Source organism: Mycobacterium neglectum (assembly GCF_002591975.1).
Classification (GTDB): Bacteria; Actinomycetota; Actinomycetes; order Mycobacteriales; family Mycobacteriaceae; genus Mycobacterium; species Mycobacterium neglectum.
Map to the genome: position 1 here is coordinate 1 of NZ_NVQE01000021.1, position 20,125 is coordinate 20,125.

The 20,125-nt window shown below is 65.8% G+C and carries 18 protein-coding genes; 13 read left to right on the forward strand and 5 right to left on the reverse strand.

The window, feature by feature from the left end; translation table 11 throughout:
- Positions 1 to 205 precede the first annotated feature (205 nt).
- Both CSQ99_RS17220 and CSQ99_RS17225 read left to right on the forward strand, forming a co-directional pair.
- The gene (locus tag CSQ99_RS17220) at positions 206 to 2,014 is read left to right on the forward strand and encodes a penicillin-binding transpeptidase domain-containing protein (RefSeq protein ID WP_099040221.1); all 1,809 of its coding nucleotides are present in this window, start codon (positions 206 to 208) and stop codon (positions 2,012 to 2,014) included.
- Between the two features lie 50 nt (positions 2,015 to 2,064).
- The gene (locus CSQ99_RS17225) at positions 2,065 to 2,673 is read left to right on the forward strand and encodes a DUF1707 SHOCT-like domain-containing protein (protein WP_176561063.1); all 609 of its coding nucleotides are present in this window, start codon (positions 2,065 to 2,067) and stop codon (positions 2,671 to 2,673) included.
- Here the strand turns inward: CSQ99_RS17225 and CSQ99_RS17230 are convergent.
- Positions 2,666 to 3,847, reverse strand: coding sequence for a sulfotransferase family protein (locus CSQ99_RS17230; protein ID WP_099040222.1), 1,182 nt, complete (start codon positions 3,845 to 3,847; stop codon positions 2,666 to 2,668). The two genes, CSQ99_RS17225 and CSQ99_RS17230, sit on opposite strands and share 8 nt — an antisense overlap.
- Positions 3,844 to 4,956 (reverse strand): DUF1214 domain-containing protein, encoded by a 1,113-nt coding sequence (locus CSQ99_RS17235; RefSeq protein ID WP_099040223.1) that lies wholly within the window; start codon positions 4,954 to 4,956, stop codon positions 3,844 to 3,846. Before CSQ99_RS17235 ends, CSQ99_RS17230 begins: the two co-directional genes overlap by 4 nt.
- Position 4,957: 1 nt before the next feature.
- On the opposite strand from CSQ99_RS17235, the gene CSQ99_RS17240 reads away from it, so the two are divergent.
- The 5 genes from CSQ99_RS17240 (at position 4,958) to CSQ99_RS17260 (ending at position 9,350) form a co-directional block, all read left to right on the forward strand.
- Positions 4,958 to 5,560, forward strand: a complete 603-nt coding sequence (locus CSQ99_RS17240) for an acyl-CoA-like ligand-binding transcription factor (protein ID WP_099040224.1) — start codon at positions 4,958 to 4,960, stop codon at positions 5,558 to 5,560.
- A gap of 34 nt (positions 5,561 to 5,594) precedes the next feature.
- Positions 5,595 to 6,455, forward strand: coding sequence for a type I methionyl aminopeptidase (gene map / locus CSQ99_RS17245; protein ID WP_099040225.1), 861 nt, complete (start codon positions 5,595 to 5,597; stop codon positions 6,453 to 6,455).
- 90 nt (positions 6,456 to 6,545) lie between these two features.
- On the forward strand, positions 6,546 to 8,066 hold the full coding sequence (locus tag CSQ99_RS17250) for a cobyric acid synthase (RefSeq protein WP_099040226.1): 1,521 nt from the start codon (positions 6,546 to 6,548) through the stop codon (positions 8,064 to 8,066).
- Positions 8,063 to 8,725, forward strand: a complete 663-nt coding sequence (locus tag CSQ99_RS17255) for a hypothetical protein (protein WP_099040227.1) — start codon at positions 8,063 to 8,065, stop codon at positions 8,723 to 8,725. The genes CSQ99_RS17250 and CSQ99_RS17255 overlap by 4 nt, the downstream gene beginning before the upstream one ends.
- A 61-nt stretch (positions 8,726 to 8,786) precedes the next feature.
- Positions 8,787 to 9,350, forward strand: coding sequence for an alpha/beta hydrolase (locus tag CSQ99_RS17260; protein WP_099040228.1), 564 nt, complete (start codon positions 8,787 to 8,789; stop codon positions 9,348 to 9,350).
- A gap of 19 nt (positions 9,351 to 9,369) precedes the next feature.
- Here the strand turns inward: CSQ99_RS17260 and ngg are convergent, their stop codons facing one another.
- The 3 genes from ngg to CSQ99_RS17275 form a co-directional block, all read right to left on the reverse strand.
- Positions 9,370 to 11,133, reverse strand: a complete 1,764-nt coding sequence (ngg, locus tag CSQ99_RS17265) for an N-acetylglutaminylglutamine synthetase (protein ID WP_099040229.1) — start codon at positions 11,131 to 11,133, stop codon at positions 9,370 to 9,372.
- Positions 11,130 to 12,929, reverse strand: a complete 1,800-nt coding sequence (locus tag CSQ99_RS17270; RefSeq protein WP_099040230.1) for an N-acetylglutaminylglutamine amidotransferase — start codon at positions 12,927 to 12,929, stop codon at positions 11,130 to 11,132. The genes ngg and CSQ99_RS17270 overlap by 4 nt, the downstream gene beginning before the upstream one ends.
- Before the next feature lie 61 nt (positions 12,930 to 12,990).
- Positions 12,991 to 14,562, reverse strand: a complete 1,572-nt coding sequence (locus tag CSQ99_RS17275; RefSeq protein WP_099040231.1) for an amino acid permease — start codon at positions 14,560 to 14,562, stop codon at positions 12,991 to 12,993.
- 180 nt (positions 14,563 to 14,742) lie between these two features.
- On the opposite strand from CSQ99_RS17275, the gene CSQ99_RS17280 reads away from it, so the two are divergent.
- From CSQ99_RS17280 to CSQ99_RS17305, 6 genes are all read left to right on the forward strand, one after another.
- Positions 14,743 to 16,110: a glutamine synthetase family protein gene (locus CSQ99_RS17280; protein ID WP_099040232.1), complete on the forward strand. Its 1,368-nt coding sequence runs from the start codon at positions 14,743 to 14,745 to the stop codon at positions 16,108 to 16,110.
- Positions 16,097 to 16,843 (forward strand): gamma-glutamyl-gamma-aminobutyrate hydrolase family protein, encoded by a 747-nt coding sequence (locus tag CSQ99_RS17285; protein ID WP_099040233.1) that lies wholly within the window; start codon positions 16,097 to 16,099, stop codon positions 16,841 to 16,843. Before CSQ99_RS17280 ends, CSQ99_RS17285 begins: the two co-directional genes overlap by 14 nt.
- A complete protein-coding gene (locus tag CSQ99_RS17290; protein ID WP_099040234.1) occupies positions 16,840 to 18,204 on the forward strand; it encodes an aldehyde dehydrogenase family protein in 1,365 nt (454 codons plus the stop codon). Before CSQ99_RS17285 ends, CSQ99_RS17290 begins: the two co-directional genes overlap by 4 nt.
- Positions 18,201 to 18,977: a 3-oxoacyl-ACP reductase gene (locus tag CSQ99_RS17295; protein WP_176561070.1), complete on the forward strand. Its 777-nt coding sequence runs from the start codon at positions 18,201 to 18,203 to the stop codon at positions 18,975 to 18,977. Before CSQ99_RS17290 ends, CSQ99_RS17295 begins: the two co-directional genes overlap by 4 nt.
- A 13-nt stretch (positions 18,978 to 18,990) precedes the next feature.
- Positions 18,991 to 19,713 (forward strand): FadR/GntR family transcriptional regulator, encoded by a 723-nt coding sequence (locus CSQ99_RS17300; protein ID WP_099040236.1) that lies wholly within the window; start codon positions 18,991 to 18,993, stop codon positions 19,711 to 19,713.
- A gap of 74 nt (positions 19,714 to 19,787) precedes the next feature.
- Positions 19,788 to 20,123 carry an ArsR/SmtB family transcription factor gene (locus CSQ99_RS17305; RefSeq protein ID WP_099040237.1) on the forward strand — a complete coding sequence of 112 codons (336 nt, stop codon included), beginning with the start codon at positions 19,788 to 19,790 and terminating at the stop codon, positions 20,121 to 20,123.
- Positions 20,124 to 20,125 lie beyond the last annotated feature (2 nt).

Below are 20,125 nucleotides of genomic sequence, written 5' to 3' on the forward strand. Positions count from 1 at the left end.
CCTGCCACCCATGGCGGCACCCCTTCGGCCACCAAATCCCAGTACCGACGCAGCACTGACTTCAACACCAAAGGACGAGCCATCAACACTCCTACGCGAAGTGTTGCAATCACCCATTGAAATCAGGTCGAACTTTGTCTGCAATTCGTGGATTTCGTGCGCGCCTCCACGATGTTGACGTCTCGGATTCGTAACATCTGCCTCAATGGCAACTTCAGTATCACGCGTATCGGCCCTCGTGATGGTCGCGGTGGTGAGCGTCGCCCTCGGGACCGCATGTACCCCCAAGCCCAACGGGCCCGAGCCGACGGCTGAAGAATTCTTCGCCGCGCTCGTCGCCGGCGACACCGGAGCCGCCGCCGAGTTGAGTGACCGGCCCGCCGATGCGCGCCAGGCACTCAACGACGCGTGGGCGGGGTTGCAGGCCACCCATCTCGACGCCGTGATTCTGAGCTCGAAGTACGCCGAGGACACCGGCAGCGTCGCCTACCGCTACACCTGGCATCTGCCCAAGGACCGGACCTGGACCTACGACGGACAGCTGAACATGGTCCGCACCGAGGGCCAGTGGGAAGTGCGCTGGAGCGCCACCGGGGTGCACCCCAAGCTCGGTGAGAACCAGACGCTGGCACTGCGCGCCGATCCTCCCCGGCGGGCCTCGGTCAACGAACGTGGCGGCACCGACGTCCTGGTGCCCGGTTACCACTACAACTTCTCGCTCGACGCCCAGGCCGCGGCCGGCTCGCTGATGACGACCGCGCGGGCGGTGGCCGACGCGTTGCGGCCGTTCGACAACACGCTGGACCCGCAGCGCCTCGCCGAGCAGGCCAGTTCGTCGAAGCAGCCGATGTACCTGATCACGCTTCGTCAGTCCGACCACGATCGGGTGGCCGGCGCGATCGGAACGCTGCCGGGTGTGGTGATCACACCGCAGGCCGAATTGCTGCCGACCGACGAGAAATTCGCACCGGCCATCATCAACGAGGTCAAGAAGGCGGTGGTCGACGAACTCGACGGCCAAGCGGGATGGCGCGTGGTCAGCGTCAACCAGAACGACGTCGACGTCGACGTGCTCAACGAGGTGCCGGGCGAACCGGCGCCTTCGGTGACTATCAGCCTGGATCGGGCTGTCCAGAGCGCCGCCCAGAATGCCGTCAACACCACCGGCAAGCAGGCGATGATCGTCGCGATCAAGCCGTCCACCGGAGAGATCCTGGCCGTCGCGCAGAACTCCTCGGCCGACGCGCAGGGCCCGCTGGCCACCACCGGTCTCTACCCGCCGGGGTCGACCTTCAAGATGGTCACGGCCGGAGCGGCCATCGAACGCGACATGGCCACCCCGAACACGCTGCTGCCCTGCCCCGGCACCATGGACATCGGCCATCGCACGGTGCCCAACTACGGCGGCTTCGACCTCGGCACCGTGCCGATGTCGCGGGCATTCGCCAGTTCGTGCAACACCACCTTCGCCGAGCTGGCCAGTCGGATGCCGCCGCGTGGGTTGACCCAAGCTGCCGCCAAGTACGGCATCGGGACGGATTACGCGATCGAGGGCATGACCACGGTGACGGGCTCGGTGCCACCGACGGTGAATCTGGCAGAACTCACTGAGGACGGCTTCGGGCAGGGCAAAGTGGTGGTCAGCCCGTTCGGGATGGCGCTGGCCGCAGCCACCGTTGCAGCCGGGAAAACGCCTGTGCCGCAACTGATCGAAGGTCGGCAGACGACGGTCACCGGTGACCAGACGCCGATCGGTCCCAAGATTCTCGACGGCTTGCGGCCGATGATGCGCTTGGTCGTCACCAACGGCACCGCCAAGGATCTCCAGGGCGCAGGTGACGTGCGGGGTAAGACCGGTGAGGCGGAGTTTGCGGGCGGCTCGCATTCGTGGTTCGCCGGCTACCGCGGCGATATGGCCTTCGCCGCCCTGATCGTCGGGGGCGGGTCCTCGGAATACGCGGTGCGAATGCTCAAGGGCATGTTCGACTCCCTGCCGCCGAGCTACCTGGCCTGAGCCCGCGTGGGTTCGATCGCGCACCGCCGCGGCGGTACCGTTGAACCGTTATGACAGGGCTCGATGACCAAGCTGGTATGCGCATCTCCGACGCGCAGGCTGGGATGCGCATCTCCGACGCGGACCGCAACGGGACGCTGCGCCGGCTGCACAACGCGGTGGCGCTCGGACTGATCGACATCGACGAGTTCGAGGAGCGTTCGGCGCTGGTGTCCACCGCCCGGCTGCATTCCGATCTCGACACCCTCGTCGGCGATCTGCCCGGGCCCGGCGCGATCGTCACGACTGCCGCCGATCGGGTCGAACTGCGCGGTGTGCTCGGTTCGCTCAAGCGTCAGGGTGAGTGGACCGTGCCGACCCGGCTGGCGCTACACCGGCGGATGGGTTCGGTTGACCTCGACCTCACCAAGGCGCGCTTCGCGGGCTCGATCGTCGTGGTGGAACTCGATTTGAAGTTCGGTGGTCTCGACCTTCGGCTACCCGACGGCGCCAGCGCGTCGATCGACGACGTCGAGGTGGTCGTCGGCAGCGCCCACGACCACCGCAAGGACGCACCCGCCGACGGGCAACCGCATGTGATCCTGACGGGCAAGGTGGTGTGCGGTTCGGTGGATATCCGCGGTCCGCGCAAGGGGCTGCGTTTCGGGCGGATCATTTGAGCGGTTCGTCGGGCACCCCGAACCGTTGCTGATACTCACGCACCTGCTCGCGCACCAGGCCGGCGTCCAAACCTGTGTCGCCCCACGTATAACGGCTGCCGCCACCATCTCCGGGGTGGGCGGCCAAGTGCGCGCGCATGTTCTGCTCGGCTACGGGCGAAAGCTCGCGTCCGAGTTCGGCATACAGCCCGCGGATGGTGGCGAACGGATCGCGGATGAAATCGGCGAACTGCACATCGACGATCTGCATTCCGGCCAGCGCCGGTGAATCGCGCAATGTCATGCCGCGTTCGAGACCGACCACGATCTCCTCGCACGATTGGCCTGCGCAGTCGGAGATCGAACTGTCGTCGGACGCAAGTCGGCGCAGATGGTGGGTCAGTGCGCTGATCGACGAGATCACGTTGAGCGGGTCGCGGTGGGTCTGCACGATGAGGGCGTCGGGATACTCGGCGATCAGCGCGTCGAGTTGCCACAGATGGGCGGGCGACTTCAACAGCCAGGAGCAGGCCCCGCCGGGTACGCCGGACTGCAGGTGCTGCAGGAACGTTCGATGATACCGATAGACCGGTTGATAGTCCGCGTCGTACAGCAGCCAGCGGTAGTAGGACGGCAGCCGGTACTGCACCGAGAAGATCATGCTGCAGAACTGTCCCGCGGTGATCCGCACACACTCCTGACCGAGCAGCGCGCCCATCGGATGAAACGCGAGCAGTCCGGGAACGATGTGCTCGGACATCTCGATGCTCGCCTGGGCTTCGGCGATACGCGGGTCGGTGTCATATGTCTCCGGTCGGGGCAGCGGGTGCGGGTTGTCCACCTCCCACGTCAGTGGAGGCCGGAGCGCGGGGTCCTGGGCGAGGAGGTCGAACAGGATCGTGGTGCCGGTGCGTGGCTGCCCGACGATGAAGATCGGTCGGCTGATCGGCTGGGTAACGACTTCCGGATTGTCCTTGCGCCACTTGGTGATCTGCAGCCTGCTGACCATGGGGCGTATGAGGTCGAGCACCGCGATCTCCACGCCCAGGTCGTTCAGCCGCGCCTCGGTGACCAGCCCGTCACACAGCAGGGACAGGCCTTCTCGCCAGCTGTCGTCGCCGCCGAAGTCGTCGCTGCCCGCTTGTTCGCAGGCCTGCTCGATGAGCAGGTGGGGCTGGAAACGCTCGGTACTCACCCGTTCTTCTCACCACGACGGACGCTGGTGCGCACCTCGAACGGTTGTGGTTTGTCGAGCCATCGAAGGATGATGAAACCGCGCCGTCGACCTCCGGTGTCCAACCAGTGACCGTGCCCGAAGTCCTTGGCGCCGATACTGATCCGCACAATCCCGTCGGCGTCTGGGGCGGCGGCTTTGTTGGTGACCGAGCTGTGGCGTTGCCTGGGCTCGAGGCATTCGTGCCAGATGCTCTCGAGGGTGATGTTCCAAAACCGGGTGTCGGGGGGCCGGAACTCGAGCACGAGTGACTCGTCGGTCTCCAATCCGAAGGTGCCGATCATGTACAGGTTGTCCGGCGTGGTGTCGGCGGCGCCGAGTTCGGCGGCCTCGGCGGTGAGCAGTTCGTTGGGTTGTGCGAGGAGCTCGGGTTTGATGGTGCGGTGCATCGTGGCCAGTTTGACGATGGTCCACGCCATCGCCGTGAATTGTGCTGCCGCAACCTCATCGGTGATCGGCTGCAACTCTTCGGGAGCGACGGGTTCGATGCGCATGGCGGCGGGCCGTTCAGCCGCGAAGTCGCCGACATATTCGCGCACAACGATCGATGAGGCGTCTTCCGGGATGCGCACCCACTGCGCCGAGCCGAGAAGTGCCGCTGACGGCTCGGTGGGGGAGAACAGCACCTCGAACGCGCCGTCGTCCAGATCGAGTTCCGTGTCGCTGAGATAGCCCGCCATGCGTCGGGGCGTCAGGCCCGTACCGGCGAGCACCTGGAATCCGAGATAGGCCGTGGTGCCGCGCGTACCGGTGACGCGATAGGCGCGATCGCCACGGATCATCGCCAACAGGTACCGGCCGTCGGGGTTCGGACCGCCGATCATTCGGGTGTCCGACGACATGTCGAAGAAATTCGGCCGCTCGGGATCGGCCTGGACGGTCAGTTCCGCGCACAGCCCGGTGATCTTCGCGACGACCTGAAGGCCTTCGATCAGTTCGCGCTCATCGATCGCGTCCTCGGTCACCGACGCAGTGAGGTCGGCGAGCATCTGCTGAACGAGCCGCCAGGATTCCAGGGTTTTCGGCGCGGGTTGGTTGCCATTGGTGTCCACAGTGAGACATAGTCTCATCATGGACGCCGTCTCACTAGAGAAATCTCGGGAAAGCCTCACGGTCCGCAGGCAGCGGGCCACCCGCGCCCGGATCGCCACGGCAGCGGCGCAGCGGGTTTCCGAGAGCGGCCTGGCGGGAGTGACCGTCGAACAGATCGCGACGGCGGCCGAGGTCGGGCGCGCCACGTTCTTCCGGTACTTCAGCTCGAAAGAGGATGCCGTCGCCGAAGGGATGACGACGCGCTGGCTGGATGCGATCACCGCGGTCATCGCCAAGCAACCGGCGAAGTTGTCGGCGGGTGAGGCTGTCGTCGCGGGTTTCGGTGATCTGGGCGACGGGTTCGAGGCGATCAGCGCTCAGGTACGCGACCTGGCGACGTTGACCCGGTCGTCGCCCGCGCTCAGCGCCTGGACGCTGCAGATCTACCTGCGCTACGAGGCCGTCATCGCGGACCTGGTGGCACCGCGTATCGGCGATCTGTCGGCCGACGATCCGCGTCCGCGGCTCATCGGCGCGATGGCCATGGCGTCGGTACGGATCGCGCTGGATGACTGGCTCGTACACGGCGGATCGCTGCCTGAACGTGTGCGGTCCGCCCTGTCGGCACTGCACATCGAGTAGGCGGGCGCGAGCCGAAGCCGACTATTCTGGCGCCATGTCTGTTCGTACCGCACTTCGCCCCGGCGTGGTGTCGCCGACGCTGCCGGTGCCCCGCTCGATCGTCCGCCCCGAATACGTGGGCAAGGCGACCGCGCAGGAGGGCAGTGAGCCGTGGGTGCAGACCCCCGAGGTGATCGAGAAGATGCGCGTGGCCGGACGCATCGCGGCGGCCGCGCTGGCCGAGGCCGGTAAGGCCGTCGAGCCCGGCGTCACCACCGACGAACTGGACCGCATCGCTCACGAGTACATGATCGACAACGGCGCGTATCCATCGACGCTGGGCTACAAGGGCTATCCGAAGTCCTGCTGCACCTCGCTGAACGAGATCATCTGCCACGGCATCCCCGACTCGACCGTGGTGGAGGACGGCGACATCGTCAACATCGACGTGACGGCCTTCATCGACGGCGTGCACGGCGATACCAACGCCACCTTCCTCGCGGGCAACGTGTCCGAGGAACACCGGCTGCTCGTCGAACGCACCCACGAGGCCACCATGCGGGCCATCAAGGCCGTCAAGCCCGGGCGCGCGCTCTCGGTCGTCGGCCGTGTCATCGAGTCGTACGCAAACCGGTTCGGCTACAACGTGGTTCGTGATTTCACCGGCCACGGCATCGCCACCACATTCCACAACGGGCTGGTGGTGCTGCACTACGACCAGCCTGCCGTGCAGACGGTGCTGGAGCCCGGCATGACGTTCACGATCGAGCCGATGATCAACCTCGGCGCGCTGGACTACGAGATCTGGGACGACGACTGGACGGTCGCCACCAAGGACAAGAAGTGGACCGCGCAGTTCGAGCACACGCTGGTGGTCACCGAAGACGGCGCCGAAATCCTGACGCTCGCCGACTGACGCGCTCGATTGTGATGCCGATTGTGCGGTTTCGTACGCAACACGCCGTGTTTGCCGTATGAAAACGCACACTCACCGCAGGGAACGGCGGTGACCACCGCCGGGGGAGCGCTGCTGGTCGCCGGTACCACGTCCGATGCCGGTAAGTCCATGGTCGTCGCCGGACTGTGCCGACTGCTGGCGCGCAAGGGCATTCGCGTCGCGCCGTTCAAGGCGCAGAACATGTCCAACAACTCAGCGGTCACGGTCGAAGGTGGTGAGATCGGTCGCGCCCAGGCGATGCAGGCCCGCGCCGCCGGCCTGGCGCCGAGCGTTCGCTTCAACCCGGTGCTGCTCAAGCCGGGCAGCGACCGCACCTCGCAACTCGTGGTTCGCGGCAGCGTGGTCGGCACCGTCGGCGCCAAGGATTACTTCACCCACCGTGAGCGACTTTCAACCGTGGTCGCCGACGAATTACGAACTCTGCGAAACGAATTCGACGCTGTCATCGTGGAAGGTGCGGGTTCACCCGCCGAGATCAATCTGCGTGCGACCGATATCGCCAACATGGGGCTGGCCCGTGCCGCTGATCTGCCGGTCGTCATCGTCGGTGACATCGATCGCGGCGGACTGCTGGCGCATCTTTACGGCACGGTCGCGGTGCTCGAACCCGAGGACCAGCGGCTCATCTGCGGATTCCTGGTCAACAAGTTCCGCGGCGACCCCGCACTGCTGGCTCCCGGGCTGACGCAACTGCGGGATTTGACCGGCCGGCCGACCTATGGAGTGATCCCGTACAGCGATGGGCTGTGGCTCGACGCCGAGGATTCCGTCTCGGTGCTGGCGCATCGTGTTGTCGGCGACCCGCAGACCCCGCGCGGGCAGCAGTGGTTGCGGGTGGCGGCGATCCGGCTGCCGCGCATCTCCAACTCGACGGACGTCGAGGCGCTGGCCTGCGAGCCCGGCGTGTTGGTGCGCTGGGCCGGCGACCCCGCGGAACTGGCCGACGCCGACGTCATCGTGATTCCCGGCAGCAAGGCCACCGTTGCCGACCTCGCCTGGTTGCGTGAGCGTGGACTGGCCGACGCCGTCGTGGCCCACGCTCGACTCGGTAAACCGGTGCTCGGTGTCTGTGGCGGATTCCAGATGCTCTGCAGCCGCATCGACGACTCGGTGGAATCTCAGGCCGGACACGTCGACGGACTCGCGTTGCTCGACGCCGACATCGAGTTCGCTCCGGAAAAGACGCTGTGCCACCACGGGGATCATCAGGGGGGCCACCACGAAGCCCCTTTGCACGGCTACGAGATTCACCATGGTCGCCTTCGTCGCTCCACCGAGGACGACTGGCTCGGTGTGGGGATTCGCCGCGGCGCGGTCTACGGCACTCACTGGCACGGTCTGCTCGATAACGATGACGTGCGGCGACGTTGGCTCACCGCAGCGGCAGCGGCAGCGGGCCGAGACGGTTTCGTGGTTGCCGATGACGTCGATGTCCGCGGGCGCCGAGACGCCCAACTCGACGTGATGGCCGACCTGATCACCAGCCATGTGGACGTCGCCGCCGTGCTCGCGCTGCTGGAGCACGGTCCGCCGAGACTGCCGACGATCGCCCCTAGACTGACACCATGACCTGGCGCAATGTGCTGGTCGTTCTCACCACGGCACTACTCGTGGGGGGCTGCGCCCAACCGATCGCGGGCACTGCGACCTGGCCCGGCGCCCGGCTCGAGAAGGTGTTGCTCACCCCCGCGGACTTCCCTGAGGGCGTGCAGTATGAACGCATCACTCGCGAGCCCGGCGAGGCCGACGGTGCCGGCGCCCCGCCGGCGATGCTGTCCCGTCCGGAAGGCCGCTCGGACGGACTGACCCGGGTTATCGCCGACTCGGCCGAACGCGGCCCGGGCAGCGCGGCGGAGTACCTCGTCGCCTACGACGGCGCGCGGATGGTCATCACCGTGCTGACGTGGCAACTGGACCTCGACAGGTTGGCGGCGGTCGCCGATCGGTGCGCCGAGTTCGAGACGTTCTTCGATTCGTCGACCCCCGGCATCCCGATGACCACCACGAGAATGGAAACCCCGCGCGTCGACGCGCTGGTGTACGAGCAGACCATGCGGTTGAGCGGCACATCGGAGAGCGTCTACTTCTCTTTCGAGAACATCGGGGACACCGCGGTGTTCGGAATCGCGTTTCCGACAGCAAACCAGTCGATCCCCGTCAAAGGTTCGCTGCCGCAGACGTTTCTGGAAATCACCGCGAAGCAGGCCGACCGCGCGCGATTGAACTGAGGTCTGTCAGCTCGGTGCGAAAAACCACCCGCTCCATGATGACCGGCTGTAGCGTGGCCGAATGCCGCCCACCACCGTCACCGTCGACGGCGTTGGCGTGTCCGTTGACGTCGCCGGTCCCGAAAAGGGCTCCGTCGTCGTGGTGCTTGGCGCCGCACACCATGCACCTGCCGCCTATGAACCCGTGTGCCAGCGTCTGCACACCGCCTCGCTGCGGACCGTGGTCATCGCGCCGGACCCGCGGTTGACCGCCAAGGCCGTGATCGGCGTCCTCGACGCGCTCGACGTGAAGTGGGCGTTGCTGGTCGGTGACCGCGTCGGCGGCGAACTGGCGTGGGAGCTGGCCGCGACCCGGCTGGACCGGTTCATCGGGCTGGTCGTCATCGACCGTGGCCACCCGCGTGTCCCCGATCCCGCCGGGGTGGTCCGCGACGACCGTTGTCCGCCCGTGGAAATGAACACCACCGCCCTGGTCAGTACGTCCGCGGCACGCGCCATCGCCAAGGCCAGTCAGCGCTACGTGTACGGCGATTACCGGCTCGTCGATCTACTGGGCCGACGAAACGCCCAGGAGTCCACGGCGCAACTTGCTGCCGAGATCGTGATGCGCACCAGCACCTGGTAGGTCTAGCCGGTAAGGGTGCTCATTCGGGCACCTCGTCGGGTGTCCAGGCCTGGGGCAGGGCGGGACTGCCCGGGAACAGGAAGTCGACGAAAGCCTTTGCGGTGGGCTGGGGCTCGTGGTTGGCCAGCCCGGGCCGCTCATTGGCTTCGATGAACACGTACTCCGGTGCGGTGACATCGGGAACCAGGAGGTCGATGCCCGTGACCGGGATTCCGATGGCGTCCGCGGCGGTCACCGCGACCTCGCTCAGATGCGGGTTCACCTTGGAAGTCACATCGTGAATCGTGCCGCCCTGATGAAGGTTCGCCGTTCGGCGCACACGCAGGGTCTGCCCTTCGGGCAGGACGTCGTCGAACGTGAACCCCGCTTCGGCGACCGTCGCCACCGTGACGTCGTCAACGGGAATGCGCGATTCACCCCCGGTTGCCGCGGCGCGCCTGCGGCTCTGCGCATCGATGAGTTCGCGGATCTTGTGGTGGCCGGTGCCGGTGATCTCGGCGGGCTTGCGTAGCGCGGCGGCCACCACCTTGCCGTCGATCACCACCAGGCGCAGATCATCGCCGGGCGCCCGCTGCTCGATCAATACCTCGGGGTGCTCTTCGCGGGCCCGTGCCAGCGCCGCATCCAATTCGTCGGCTCCGGTGACGCCGACAGTGATGCCCTTGCCCTGTTCCCCACGGGTGGGTTTGACGACGACGTCGCCGACCTCCTCGAGGAACGCATGGTCGTTCTCGTCGAAGCTGGCCAGACGTCCCTTGGGAACCTGGATTCCGGCCTCCGACACCAGGCGACGGGTCAGTCTTTTGTCGTCACACCGCGCCATCGCCACCGCGGACGTGTACTCCGACAACGACTCCCGGGTGATGACGCTGCGGCCACCGTGCGACAGCCGCATCTCGCCGGCTCCCGCGTCGAGAATCTCGACCCAGATGCCGCGGCGCATCGCTTCGTCGGCGATGATCCGCGCGTAGGGGTTCAGATCGTCGACGGTCTCGGGCGGATGGGTGAACAGCGGTTCGTTGATCGCGTTCTTGCGCTTGACGGCCATGACCGGAACACGTTCGAAGCCCAGCTTCTCGTACAACCCGATGGCGGCCTCGTTGTCGTGGGCCACCGACAGATCCATGTAGGACCGGCCCCGCTCGCGGTACACCGCGGCCAACGCACGGGTCAGCGCGGCGCCCACGCCCGGCAGGCTGGTGGTCGGGTCGACGGCCAGCGTCCACAGGCTCGAGCCGTTCTCCGGATCGTCGAACAATCGCGTATGGTCGACGCCGGTGACGGTGCCGACCAGCGACCCGTCGTCGACACGGACCGCCACCAGATAGTCGACCGCATCACGGTCTTCGCTGTTTTCCCATAACACCTCGACGGGTGCGGGCACCATTCCGCAGCGCACGTAGACGCGGTTGATCTCCTCGGCGTCTTCGCGCCGTTCGAGTGAGCGGATGGTGAAACCCGTCGGCGACGGGGCTGGCGCGTCCTCGTCGCTGAACCTCAACCGGTAGGTGTGGCTGGGATCGATGAACAACTCGGCAGGCGCCATCGCGACGAGGACGTGCGGCTCGCGGGCGTACATACAGATGTCGCGACGACCATGCCCCTCTTGCCGCAAGACCTCGGCGAGCTTCGCCGGGTCTGCGAACGTCTGCCCGAAAATCAGCCGGCCCCAGCCCATTTCGACGGCCACGTCGTTGGCCATCGCGTCGACCAGGTGCTGCGGCGACGCGTCGTGCAGGCCGAGCGTGATCGCTTCGGTGCTGTCGGGGTTCAAGGTCGTCACGCCGCCGTCCCGTTGATGCCGTGCTTTTGCAGCCACAGTTCGAGCAGTCCGAGCTGCCAGAGCTCGTTGCCCCGCAGCGGGGTCAGGCGACCGTTCGGGTCGGCAAGCAGCCGGTCGACGGCCTCAGGGCGGAACAACCCGCGCTCCTTGGCCGCCGGCGCATAGAGGGCATCGCGCACCAGATCGAGGTACGGCCCTTCGAGATGCGTCAGCGCCGGCACCGGGAAGTAGCCCTTGGGGCGATCGATGACCGCCGCGGGAATCACCTTCCTGGCCGCCTGCTTGAGCACACCCTTGCCCTCGTGCGCGATCTTCAACTCGGGCGGACAGGACGCCGCCAACTCGACGAGTTCGTGGTCGAGGAACGGCACTCGGCCCTCCAGACCCCACGCCATCGTCATGTTGTCGACGCGCTTGACCGGGTCGTCCACCAACATCACCGTGGAATCGAGGCGCAGCGCCCGGTCGATCCCGGTTTCGGCTCCGAGCCTGGCGAAATGGTCGGTGACGAACTGTTGGCTCAGATCGCCGTCGGTGAGGTAGTCCTGCGTGACGAGCCCAGCGATGCCCGCGGTATCACGGTCGAAGAACGCGGTGCGGTAGTTGGCGACCGCGCCGTCCAGTGACGTCGCGTCGGCCATCGGCGGATACCAGTGGTAGCCCGCGAACACTTCGTCGGCGCCCTGCCCGGACTGCACCACCTTGACGTGTTTGGCCACCTCCTGGCTGAGCAGATAGAAGGCGACGCAGTCGTGGCTGACCATGGGCTCGCTCATGGCGCCGATCGCGCCGTCGAGTGCGGGCAGCATCCGGTCGGTGCCGATGCGGATCTGATGGTGATCGGTGCCGAAACGCTCGGCGATGATGTCGGAGTACTTGAACTCGTCGCCCGCAACTCCGCCCACCGACTCGAAGCCGATGGAGAACGTCGCCAACCCGTGCTGGCCCGCCTCGGCGAGCAGTCCGACGATCAGGCTGGAGTCGACTCCGCCGGACAGCAGACACCCGACGGGCACGTCGGCGACCAGGCGGCGCTCGACGGCCACCCGCAGGGAGGCGAGAACGGCGTCCTCCCAGTCACGTTCGGACCAGTCGGCCCGATCGTCGCGGCGGCAGAAATCAGGTTCCCAATATGTGACGGTCTTCGTACGCCCGTCCGGCTCGATGGCCACCAGCGATGCGGGCGGCACCTTGGCGACGCCGCGCAGGATGGTGCGCGGCGGGGGGACGACGGAGTGGAACGACATGTAGTGGTTCAGGGCCACCGGATCGATTCGGGTGTCGACACCGCCGCCGGCGAGCAATGCGGGAAGCGATGACGCGAACCGGATACGCGACGCATCCTGGGTGATGTAGAGCGGCTTGATGCCCAGTCGATCGCGTCCGAGCAGCACCCGTCCGCTGTCGCGTTCGACGATCGCGAACGCGAACATGCCGTGTAGACGGTCGACGAACCGGTCACCCCAATGGTGGTAGGCCTTGAGCAACACCTCGGTGTCGCTGTGGGAGAAGAACCGGTAGCCGTAATCGCTCAGCTCGCGGCGCAGCTGCTGGTAGTTGTAGATGCAGCCATTCCACGCAATGGACAGCCCGAGATCGGAGTCGACCATCGGCTGCGCGCCGGCTTCTGACAGATCAATGATTTTCAGGCGACGATGACCAAGCGCGACCCTGCCCTGCGACCACACGCCTGCGGAGTCAGGACCCCGAGGCTCCATGGCCTCGGCCATGGCCGAGACCGCGGTGATATCAGGTGTATGGCCGTCGAGTCGCACCTCGCCGGTGGCTCCGCACACATCTGGGACTCTACCCTCGTCGACGGACGGGAAACCTGATGCCGCCTCGTCGCTGTGTGAGTTAGGAGACACCCTCCAGTTGCTCACCGGTCACGTCCACTTGCCTGACCGGGCCGGTGAACCACTTCTTCACCGACACGTGCCAGTAGATGTAGAGCAGGATCAGTACTCCGCCGACCAGCAGTGGGGTGTAGTTGACGTACTTCCATTCGAAGGCGTCGCCCCACGGCACACCGCCCGAAGATGTCGGGAACATCGCGATGATCGACGTGACTATGATCTCGACGACCGCGACCGGAGCCATCCACTTGTGATGACCCCGCAGGTTCCATCGACCCACCTCGAACCGGTCGCCCATCCGCCAGCGCAGGTAGATCGGCACTGCGAAACACAGATACAGGCCGACGACGCCGATCGAGACCACGGCGAAGAAGGCGACTGGGACCGGGGCGCCGTTGATGTCGACCTCGACGAGTGCGGGGAGCGTGATGGTAGCCGCGAGGACCGCGGTGATGATGACGCCGTTGGCGGGGATCTTGTTCTTGCTCACCTTCGACCACAGCTGGTGGCCGGGTACCGCACGGTCGCGGCTGAACGCGAACAACATCCGTGACGCGCTCGTTTGGCACGCCGTGGTGCAGAAGAACTGCCCGGCCGTCGAGATCAGCAGGATGATCGCCACCCACTGCGAGTCCAGCGCCTGGTTGAAGATTCCGACGACCGCACCACCGCCTGCGGACACCGCGTCGGAGTCGTTGACGGCGAACAGGAAGGTCAGCAGGAGGATCCAGCCGCCGATCGCCGAGTAGAAGATGGACCGCCAAATGCCCTTGGCTGCACCGTCGGCCGCGCTCTTGGTCTCCTCGGACAGGTGCGCCGAAGCGTCGTAACCGGTGATCGTGTACTGCGTCAGAATTGCCGAGATCGGCAGCACGAACAACAGGAAGCCGATCCCCGAAGTCTCGCCTCCGAACATGCCGCTGTTGTTGATGGTCTTGGCGAACACATCGCCGAAGCTGGCGTGCTGCTCCGGCAGCAGCCAGAGGATCGCGACGACGGACAGTGCGCCCGCGACATGCCACCACACCGAGACGTTGTTGATGACGGCGAGCAAGTGCGACGAGAAGATATTGATGGTCGCCGAGATGGCCAGGATGATCACGAACAGCAAGAACGTCCGCGTCAGGCTGTATCCCTCGAGCCAGGTCTCACTGAAAGTGCCGAGCGTGAGGTCGAGGAAAGTCGCGCAACCGTACGCCACTGAAGCCAGGATGGCGATCAGCCCGATCAGGTTCAGCCAGCCGGTGTAGAAACCCGCCTTGGGGCCGCCGAGTTTCGCTGCCCACCAATAGATTCCACCCGATGTCGGGTATGCCGACACGAGCTCGGACATGCACAGTCCGATAATCAGGATGAAGATCGACACGATCGGCCAGCCCCAGGCGATCGCTGCGGGACCGCCGTTGTTCCAGCCCAGGCCAAACGAGGTGAAGCAACCCGCCAGGATCGAAATTATCGAGAACGAGATGGCGAAGTTGGAGAAGCCGGACCAGGAGCGGTTCAACTCCTGCGCGTAGCCGAGGCTGGCGAGATGTCGTTCATCCTCGTCGAGATGTTCGTGACCTTCTGGCACGGCGGTTCTCCTTCGCGGGGTGGGACTCGCGCTCACTGAGTAGGGACAATAGAGTGCCATTGGTCGGCTGTCCTACCTTTGGAATGACATTTTTGTAAAAGAATCCGGAGAACGCCCCGTCGAGCAAACTCCAATGGTTGGCTGCCCGTCATCATCGGTTTTCTAGAGGAAGGTCCCGCAATGGGCCAGACACCCGGCATGTTGTCGCAAGCCGACCTCGAGCAACTGGTCGCCGCCGGCGAGATCGACACCGTGATCCTGGCGTTCTGCGATATGCAGGGGCGGCTCACCGGCAAGCGGGTGTCGGCGCGATTGTTCGTCGAAGACACCGCTGAGCATGGTGCGGAGTGCTGCAACTACCTGCTGGCCGTCGACGTGGACATGAACACCGTCGACGGGTACGCGATGTCGAGTTGGGAGACCGGCTACGGCGACATGGTCATGAAGCCCGACTTCTCGACGCTGCGGCGCCTGCCCTGGGTGCCGGGTACGGCGTTGGTGATGGGTGACCTGGAGCGGGTGGACGGCAAACCGGTGACGGTCGCGCCGCGCAGTATCCTCAACCGCCAGATCGACCGACTGAGCGAACGCGGCCTCGTGCCCTACGTCGGTACCGAACTCGAGTTCATGGTTTTCGACGACACCTACCGCGAGGCCTGGGCCAAGGGGTACCGCCACCTGACGCCGGCCACCGACTACAACATCGACTACGCAATGCTCGCCTCGACCCGAATGGAGCCGTTGCTGCGTGACATTCGGTTGGGCATGACCGGCGCGGGCATGTACTGCGAAGGTGTCAAGGGCGAATGCAACCTCGGCCAGCAGGAGATCGCCTTCCGCTACGACCACGCCAGGACCACGTGCGACAACCACACGATTTACAAGAACGGCGCCAAGGAGATTGCCGATCAGCACGGCAAGAGCTTGACCTTCATGGCGAAATTCGATGAGCGCGAAGGAAACAGCTGCCACATTCACATTTCGTTACGAGGTGAGGATGGCGGTGCCGTGTTCGCCGACTCGGACGCAGCGGACGGCATGTCGCCGATGTTCCGCAGTTTCATTGCCGGTCAGCTGGCCACCCTTCGCGAGCTGACGCTGTTCTACGCACCGAACATCAACTCCTACAAGCGGTTCGCCCTTGGCAGCTTCGCGCCGACCGCGATCGCATGGGGAATGGACAACCGTACCTGCGCCCTTCGCGTGGTTGGGCACGGTCACGGCATGCGGGTGGAATGTCGCGCACCCGGCGGCGACGTCAACCAGTATCTCGCGGTATCGGCGCTGATCGCTGGTGGCCTGCACGGAATGGAGCAGGAGTTGGAATTGCCGGAGGCGTTGGAGGGCAACGCCTACACCAGTGGCGCCGAATGCCTTCCGACCACACTGCGCGAGGCGGCAACGCTGTTCGGCGAATCGGCTGTGGCTCGCGCGGCGTTCGGCGACGATGTCGTCGAGCACTATCTCAACAATGCGCGCATCGAGCTCACCGCGTACGACGCGGCGGTGACCGACTGGGAAAAGGTGCGGGGCTTTGAGCGGCTCTAGGCCACTTGTCGGATTGACCACGTATTTGCAGCGGTCGCAAACGGGGGTATGGGATGTCCGCGCCAGCTTCCTGCCCGCCATCTACTTCGAGGGTGTCGGGCTGGCTGGCGGGATCTCGGCGCTGCTGCCGCCGCAGCCGGTGGACGCGGCTATCGCCGAGCGGGTGCTCGACGGAATCGACGGGCTGATCGTCACCGGCGGTCGAGATATCGATCCGGCCACCTACGGTCAGCCGCCGCACCCCGCCACCGATGAGGCCAACGACGACAACCGCATGCGCGATGCGTGGGAATTCGAACTGCTGTCCGGCGCCATCCGGCGCGGCATGCCTGTCCTGGGGATCTGCCGCGGTGCGCAGGTGCTCAATGTCGCACTGGGCGGCACTCTGCACCAGCATCTGCCCGACGTCGTCGGTCATTCTGCGCACCAGAAGGGCAACGCGATCTTCTCGACATCGTCGATACGTACCGCTCCCGGAACGCGGCTGGCGGCACTGATCGGTGAGTCATCCGACGCGCAGTGCTATCACCACCAGGCCATCGATCGCCTCGGCGAGGGCCTGATCGTCAGCGCCCGCGACGCCGACGGCGTCATCGAAGCGGTCGAGTTCAGTGGTGACCGCTTCCTCCTGGCCGTCCAGTGGCATCCCGAGGAAACGCTTGACGATTTGCGCTTGTTCGCCGCGTTGGTGGAAGCGGCCGCGGTGTATTCAAGAGAAAAGGTGACCGCGTGACGATTAGTGAGTTGATCAATCCCGCTACCGAGGAACTGCTGCGCACCGTCGAGCAGACCAGTGTCGATGGCGTCGACGACGCGGTGGCGCGCGCCAAGGCGGCACAACATGATTGGGCTCGGTTGGCGCCGGGCGATCGTGCCGCGGCGCTACGGTCCTTCGCCGCCGCGGTCGACGGGCACGTCGACGAGCTGGCCGCGCTGGAGGTCGCCAACTCCGGACATCCGATCGGTAACGCGACGTGGGAGGCCGGTCATGTTCGCGATGTCCTGCAGTACTATTCCGCCACACCGGAGCGGCTGTCGGGCAAGCAGATCCCGGTGGCCGGTGGTCTTGACGTCACGTTCAACGAGCCGTTGGGCGTGATCGGTGTCATTACGCCGTGGAACTTTCCGATGCCGATCGCGGTGTGGGGCTTCGCACCTGCCCTGGCCGCGGGGAACGCGGTGCTGGTGAAACCGGCGGAATGGACGCCGCTGACCACGATCCGTATCGGCGAACTCGCGGTCGAGGCGGGCCTACCAGCGGATCTGTTCCAAGTACTGCCGGGCAAGGGCTCAGTGGTCGGCGAACGATTCGTCACCCACCCCGACGTGCGCAAGCTTGTGTTCACCGGGTCCACCGAGATCGGCACGCACGTGATGGCGGGCGCGGCAGCTCAGGTCAAGAGGGTCACCCTCGAGCTGGGCGGTAAGAGCGCCAACATCGTGTTCGACGACTGCGATCTCGAGAAGGCCGCGGCCACCGCGCCGTACGGAGTCTTCGACAACGCCGGTCAGGACTGCTGTGCCCGCAGCCGAATCCTAGTGCAGCGCAACGTCTACGACCGTTTCATGGAATTGCTCGAACCCGCTGTAAAGGGCGTGACGGTCGGCGACCCGGCAGCCAAGGATACCGAGATGGGTCCTCTGGTGTCGAAGTCGCATTGGGACACCGTCGTGTCCTATGTGCCCGACGACGCACCGGTCGCCTTCCGCGGTGATGCGCCGTCGGGGCCCGGCTACTGGTTCCCGCCGACCGTGCTGACCCCGGACCGCTCGGATCGCACCGTGCGCGAGGAGATCTTCGGCCCGGTGGTGGCGGTGCTTCCGTTCGACGACGAGGCCGACGCCATCGCGTTGGCCAACGACACCCCGTACGGCCTGTCCGGATCGATCTGGACAGACAATCTGTCGCGGGCGATGCGTGTGTCGCGGGCGGTGGAAGCCGGTAATTTGTCAGTCAATTCGCATTCGTCGGTGCGGTACAACACTCCCTTCGGCGGGTTCAAACAGTCAGGGCTGGGCCGTGAACTCGGGCCGGATGCGCCGCTGTCATTCACTGAAACCAAGAACGTTTTCTATGCGATCGGAGATGCCTGATGGACCTGACCCAACGACTCGCGGGCAAGGTCGCCGTGATCACCGGCGGCGCCAGCGGGATCGGACTGGCGAGCGCCAAGCGGATGCGCGCCGAAGGCGCCACGATAGTCATCGGTGACATCGATCCGACCACCGGAAAGTCCGTCGCAGACGATCTCAACGGAACCTTTGTCCCGGTGGATGTCTCAGACCAGGCCGCCGTGGACGCCCTGTTCGACACCGCGGCCGAGACACACGGATCGGTGGACATCGCCTTCAACAACGCCGGCATCAGCCCGCCGGAGGACGATCTCATCGAGAACACCGGCATCGACGCATGGCAACGGGTGCAGGACATCAACCTGAAGTCGGTGTTCTTCTGTTCCAAAGCCGCCCTGCGCCATATGGTTCCGCAGCAGAAGGGCTCGATCATCAACACCGCGTCCTTCGTCGCGGTGATGGGGTCGGCGACGTCGCAGATCTCATACACCGCGTCCAAAGGTGGGGTGCTCGCGATGTCGCGGGAGCTGGGCGTGCAGTACGCGCGTCAAGGAATTCGCGTCAACGCGTTGTGCCCGGGACCGGTGAACACACCGCTGCTGCAGGAACTGTTCGCCAAGGACCCCGAGCGCGCAGCCCGTCGCCTGGTTCATATACCGGTGGGGCGGTTCGCCGAACCGGAGGAATTGGCCGCCGCCGTGGCATTCCTGGCCAGCGACGACGCCTCATTCATCACGGGGTCGTCCTTCCTGGTCGACGGCGGCATCAGCTCGGCGTATGTGACCCCCCTCTAGAGGCCCTGAAATCATGACTGCCGATCCGGACGTACCACTGGCGAGCGAGGCTCTGCTGCGCCCGGTGCGGCCCGGAAACGCCTTCGAGGACACGGTCGGACGGCTTCTGCAGACCATCCGCCTCGGCGTGCTCGCTCCCGGCGAGTCGCTGCCGCCGGAGCGGGAGCTGGCGTCGCGACTGGGCGTCAGCCGCGACACCGTGCGGGAGGCGATCAAGTCGCTGGCCGACGCCGGATACCTGGTCTCGCGGCGGGGCCGTTACGGCGGCACGTTCCTGGCCGACGAATTACCGCGGCACACGCAGGACACGGATGCGGTGACCCGCGCGGACCTCGACGACGCGTTGCGGCTGCGGGAGATTCTCGAGGTCGGCGCCGCGCGGCTGGCCGCCAACCGGACCCTGACCGCGTCCGAGCGGGAAGAACTGTGGGCGCGGCTGGCCGACGTCCGAGGTGCCGCTCCCGACGACTATCGGCGGCTGGATTCGAGGCTGCACCTGGCGATCGCCGAGGCGGCGGGATCGCCGTCGCTGGTGCCGTTGGTGGCCGAGAACAGGATGCGCCTCAATGGGCTGCTCGACCAGATTCCGCTGCTGGCGCGCAACATCGCACACTCCGACGAACAGCACGAGGCGATTGTGATGGCGATTCTGGCCGGTGATGGTCACGGTGCTGCCTCAGCGATGCTCGCCCACGTCGAGGGCTCGGCCACCCTGCTGCACGGATTCCTGGATTGAGGCGAAGTCGGTGGCAGCGCAAACACAGACGTCATCGCGACCATTCCGGATGCCCGTGGGGTTAGATTTGACGGATGGCAGGTGGCCAAGCGGAAGTCGGCGCGGTGGTGCGGCGGGCATCGTCGGCGCTGGCCGATGTCGACACCGGTGGCTGGGCGCAGCGATTCGACCTGCTGTCGGATGCTCACCGCCTGGAGATTCTGCTCGTGCTGCACCGTGCACCCGGGATCAACGTCGGCGACCTGGCCTCGGTGCTGGGGCGGTCGGAGAATGCGGTGTCGCAGGCTCTGCGGGTGCTACGCCAGCAGGGTTGGGTGAGCTCCACCCGGGTCGGCCGCGCCGTCAGCTACCGCCTCGAAGACGAGACCGTGCACGACCTACTGCACTGGATCGGCGCCCGGCACGGCTGAAG

Bases quoted from the DNA above. Each gene is read 5' to 3' on its own strand.
- CSQ99_RS17305 (WP_099040237.1), top strand. From the start codon at position 19,788: ATGGCAGGTGGCCAAGCGGAAGTCGGCGCGGTGGTGCGGCGGGCATCG.
- CSQ99_RS17260 (WP_099040228.1), top strand. From the start codon at position 8,787: ATGCCGCCCACCACCGTCACCGTCGACGGCGTTGGCGTGTCCGTTGAC.
- CSQ99_RS17280 (WP_099040232.1), top strand. From the start codon at position 14,743: ATGGGCCAGACACCCGGCATGTTGTCGCAAGCCGACCTCGAGCAACTG.
- CSQ99_RS17255 (WP_099040227.1), top strand. From the start codon at position 8,063: ATGACCTGGCGCAATGTGCTGGTCGTTCTCACCACGGCACTACTCGTG.
- CSQ99_RS17235 (WP_099040223.1), bottom strand. From the start codon at position 4,956: ATGAGACTATGTCTCACTGTGGACACCAATGGCAACCAACCCGCGCCG.
- CSQ99_RS17300 (WP_099040236.1), top strand. From the start codon at position 18,991: ATGACTGCCGATCCGGACGTACCACTGGCGAGCGAGGCTCTGCTGCGC.
- CSQ99_RS17220 (WP_099040221.1), top strand. From the start codon at position 206: ATGGCAACTTCAGTATCACGCGTATCGGCCCTCGTGATGGTCGCGGTG.
- map (WP_099040225.1), top strand. From the start codon at position 5,595: ATGTCTGTTCGTACCGCACTTCGCCCCGGCGTGGTGTCGCCGACGCTG.
- CSQ99_RS17225 (WP_176561063.1), top strand. From the start codon at position 2,065: ATGACAGGGCTCGATGACCAAGCTGGTATGCGCATCTCCGACGCGCAG.
- CSQ99_RS17240 (WP_099040224.1), top strand. From the start codon at position 4,958: ATGGACGCCGTCTCACTAGAGAAATCTCGGGAAAGCCTCACGGTCCGC.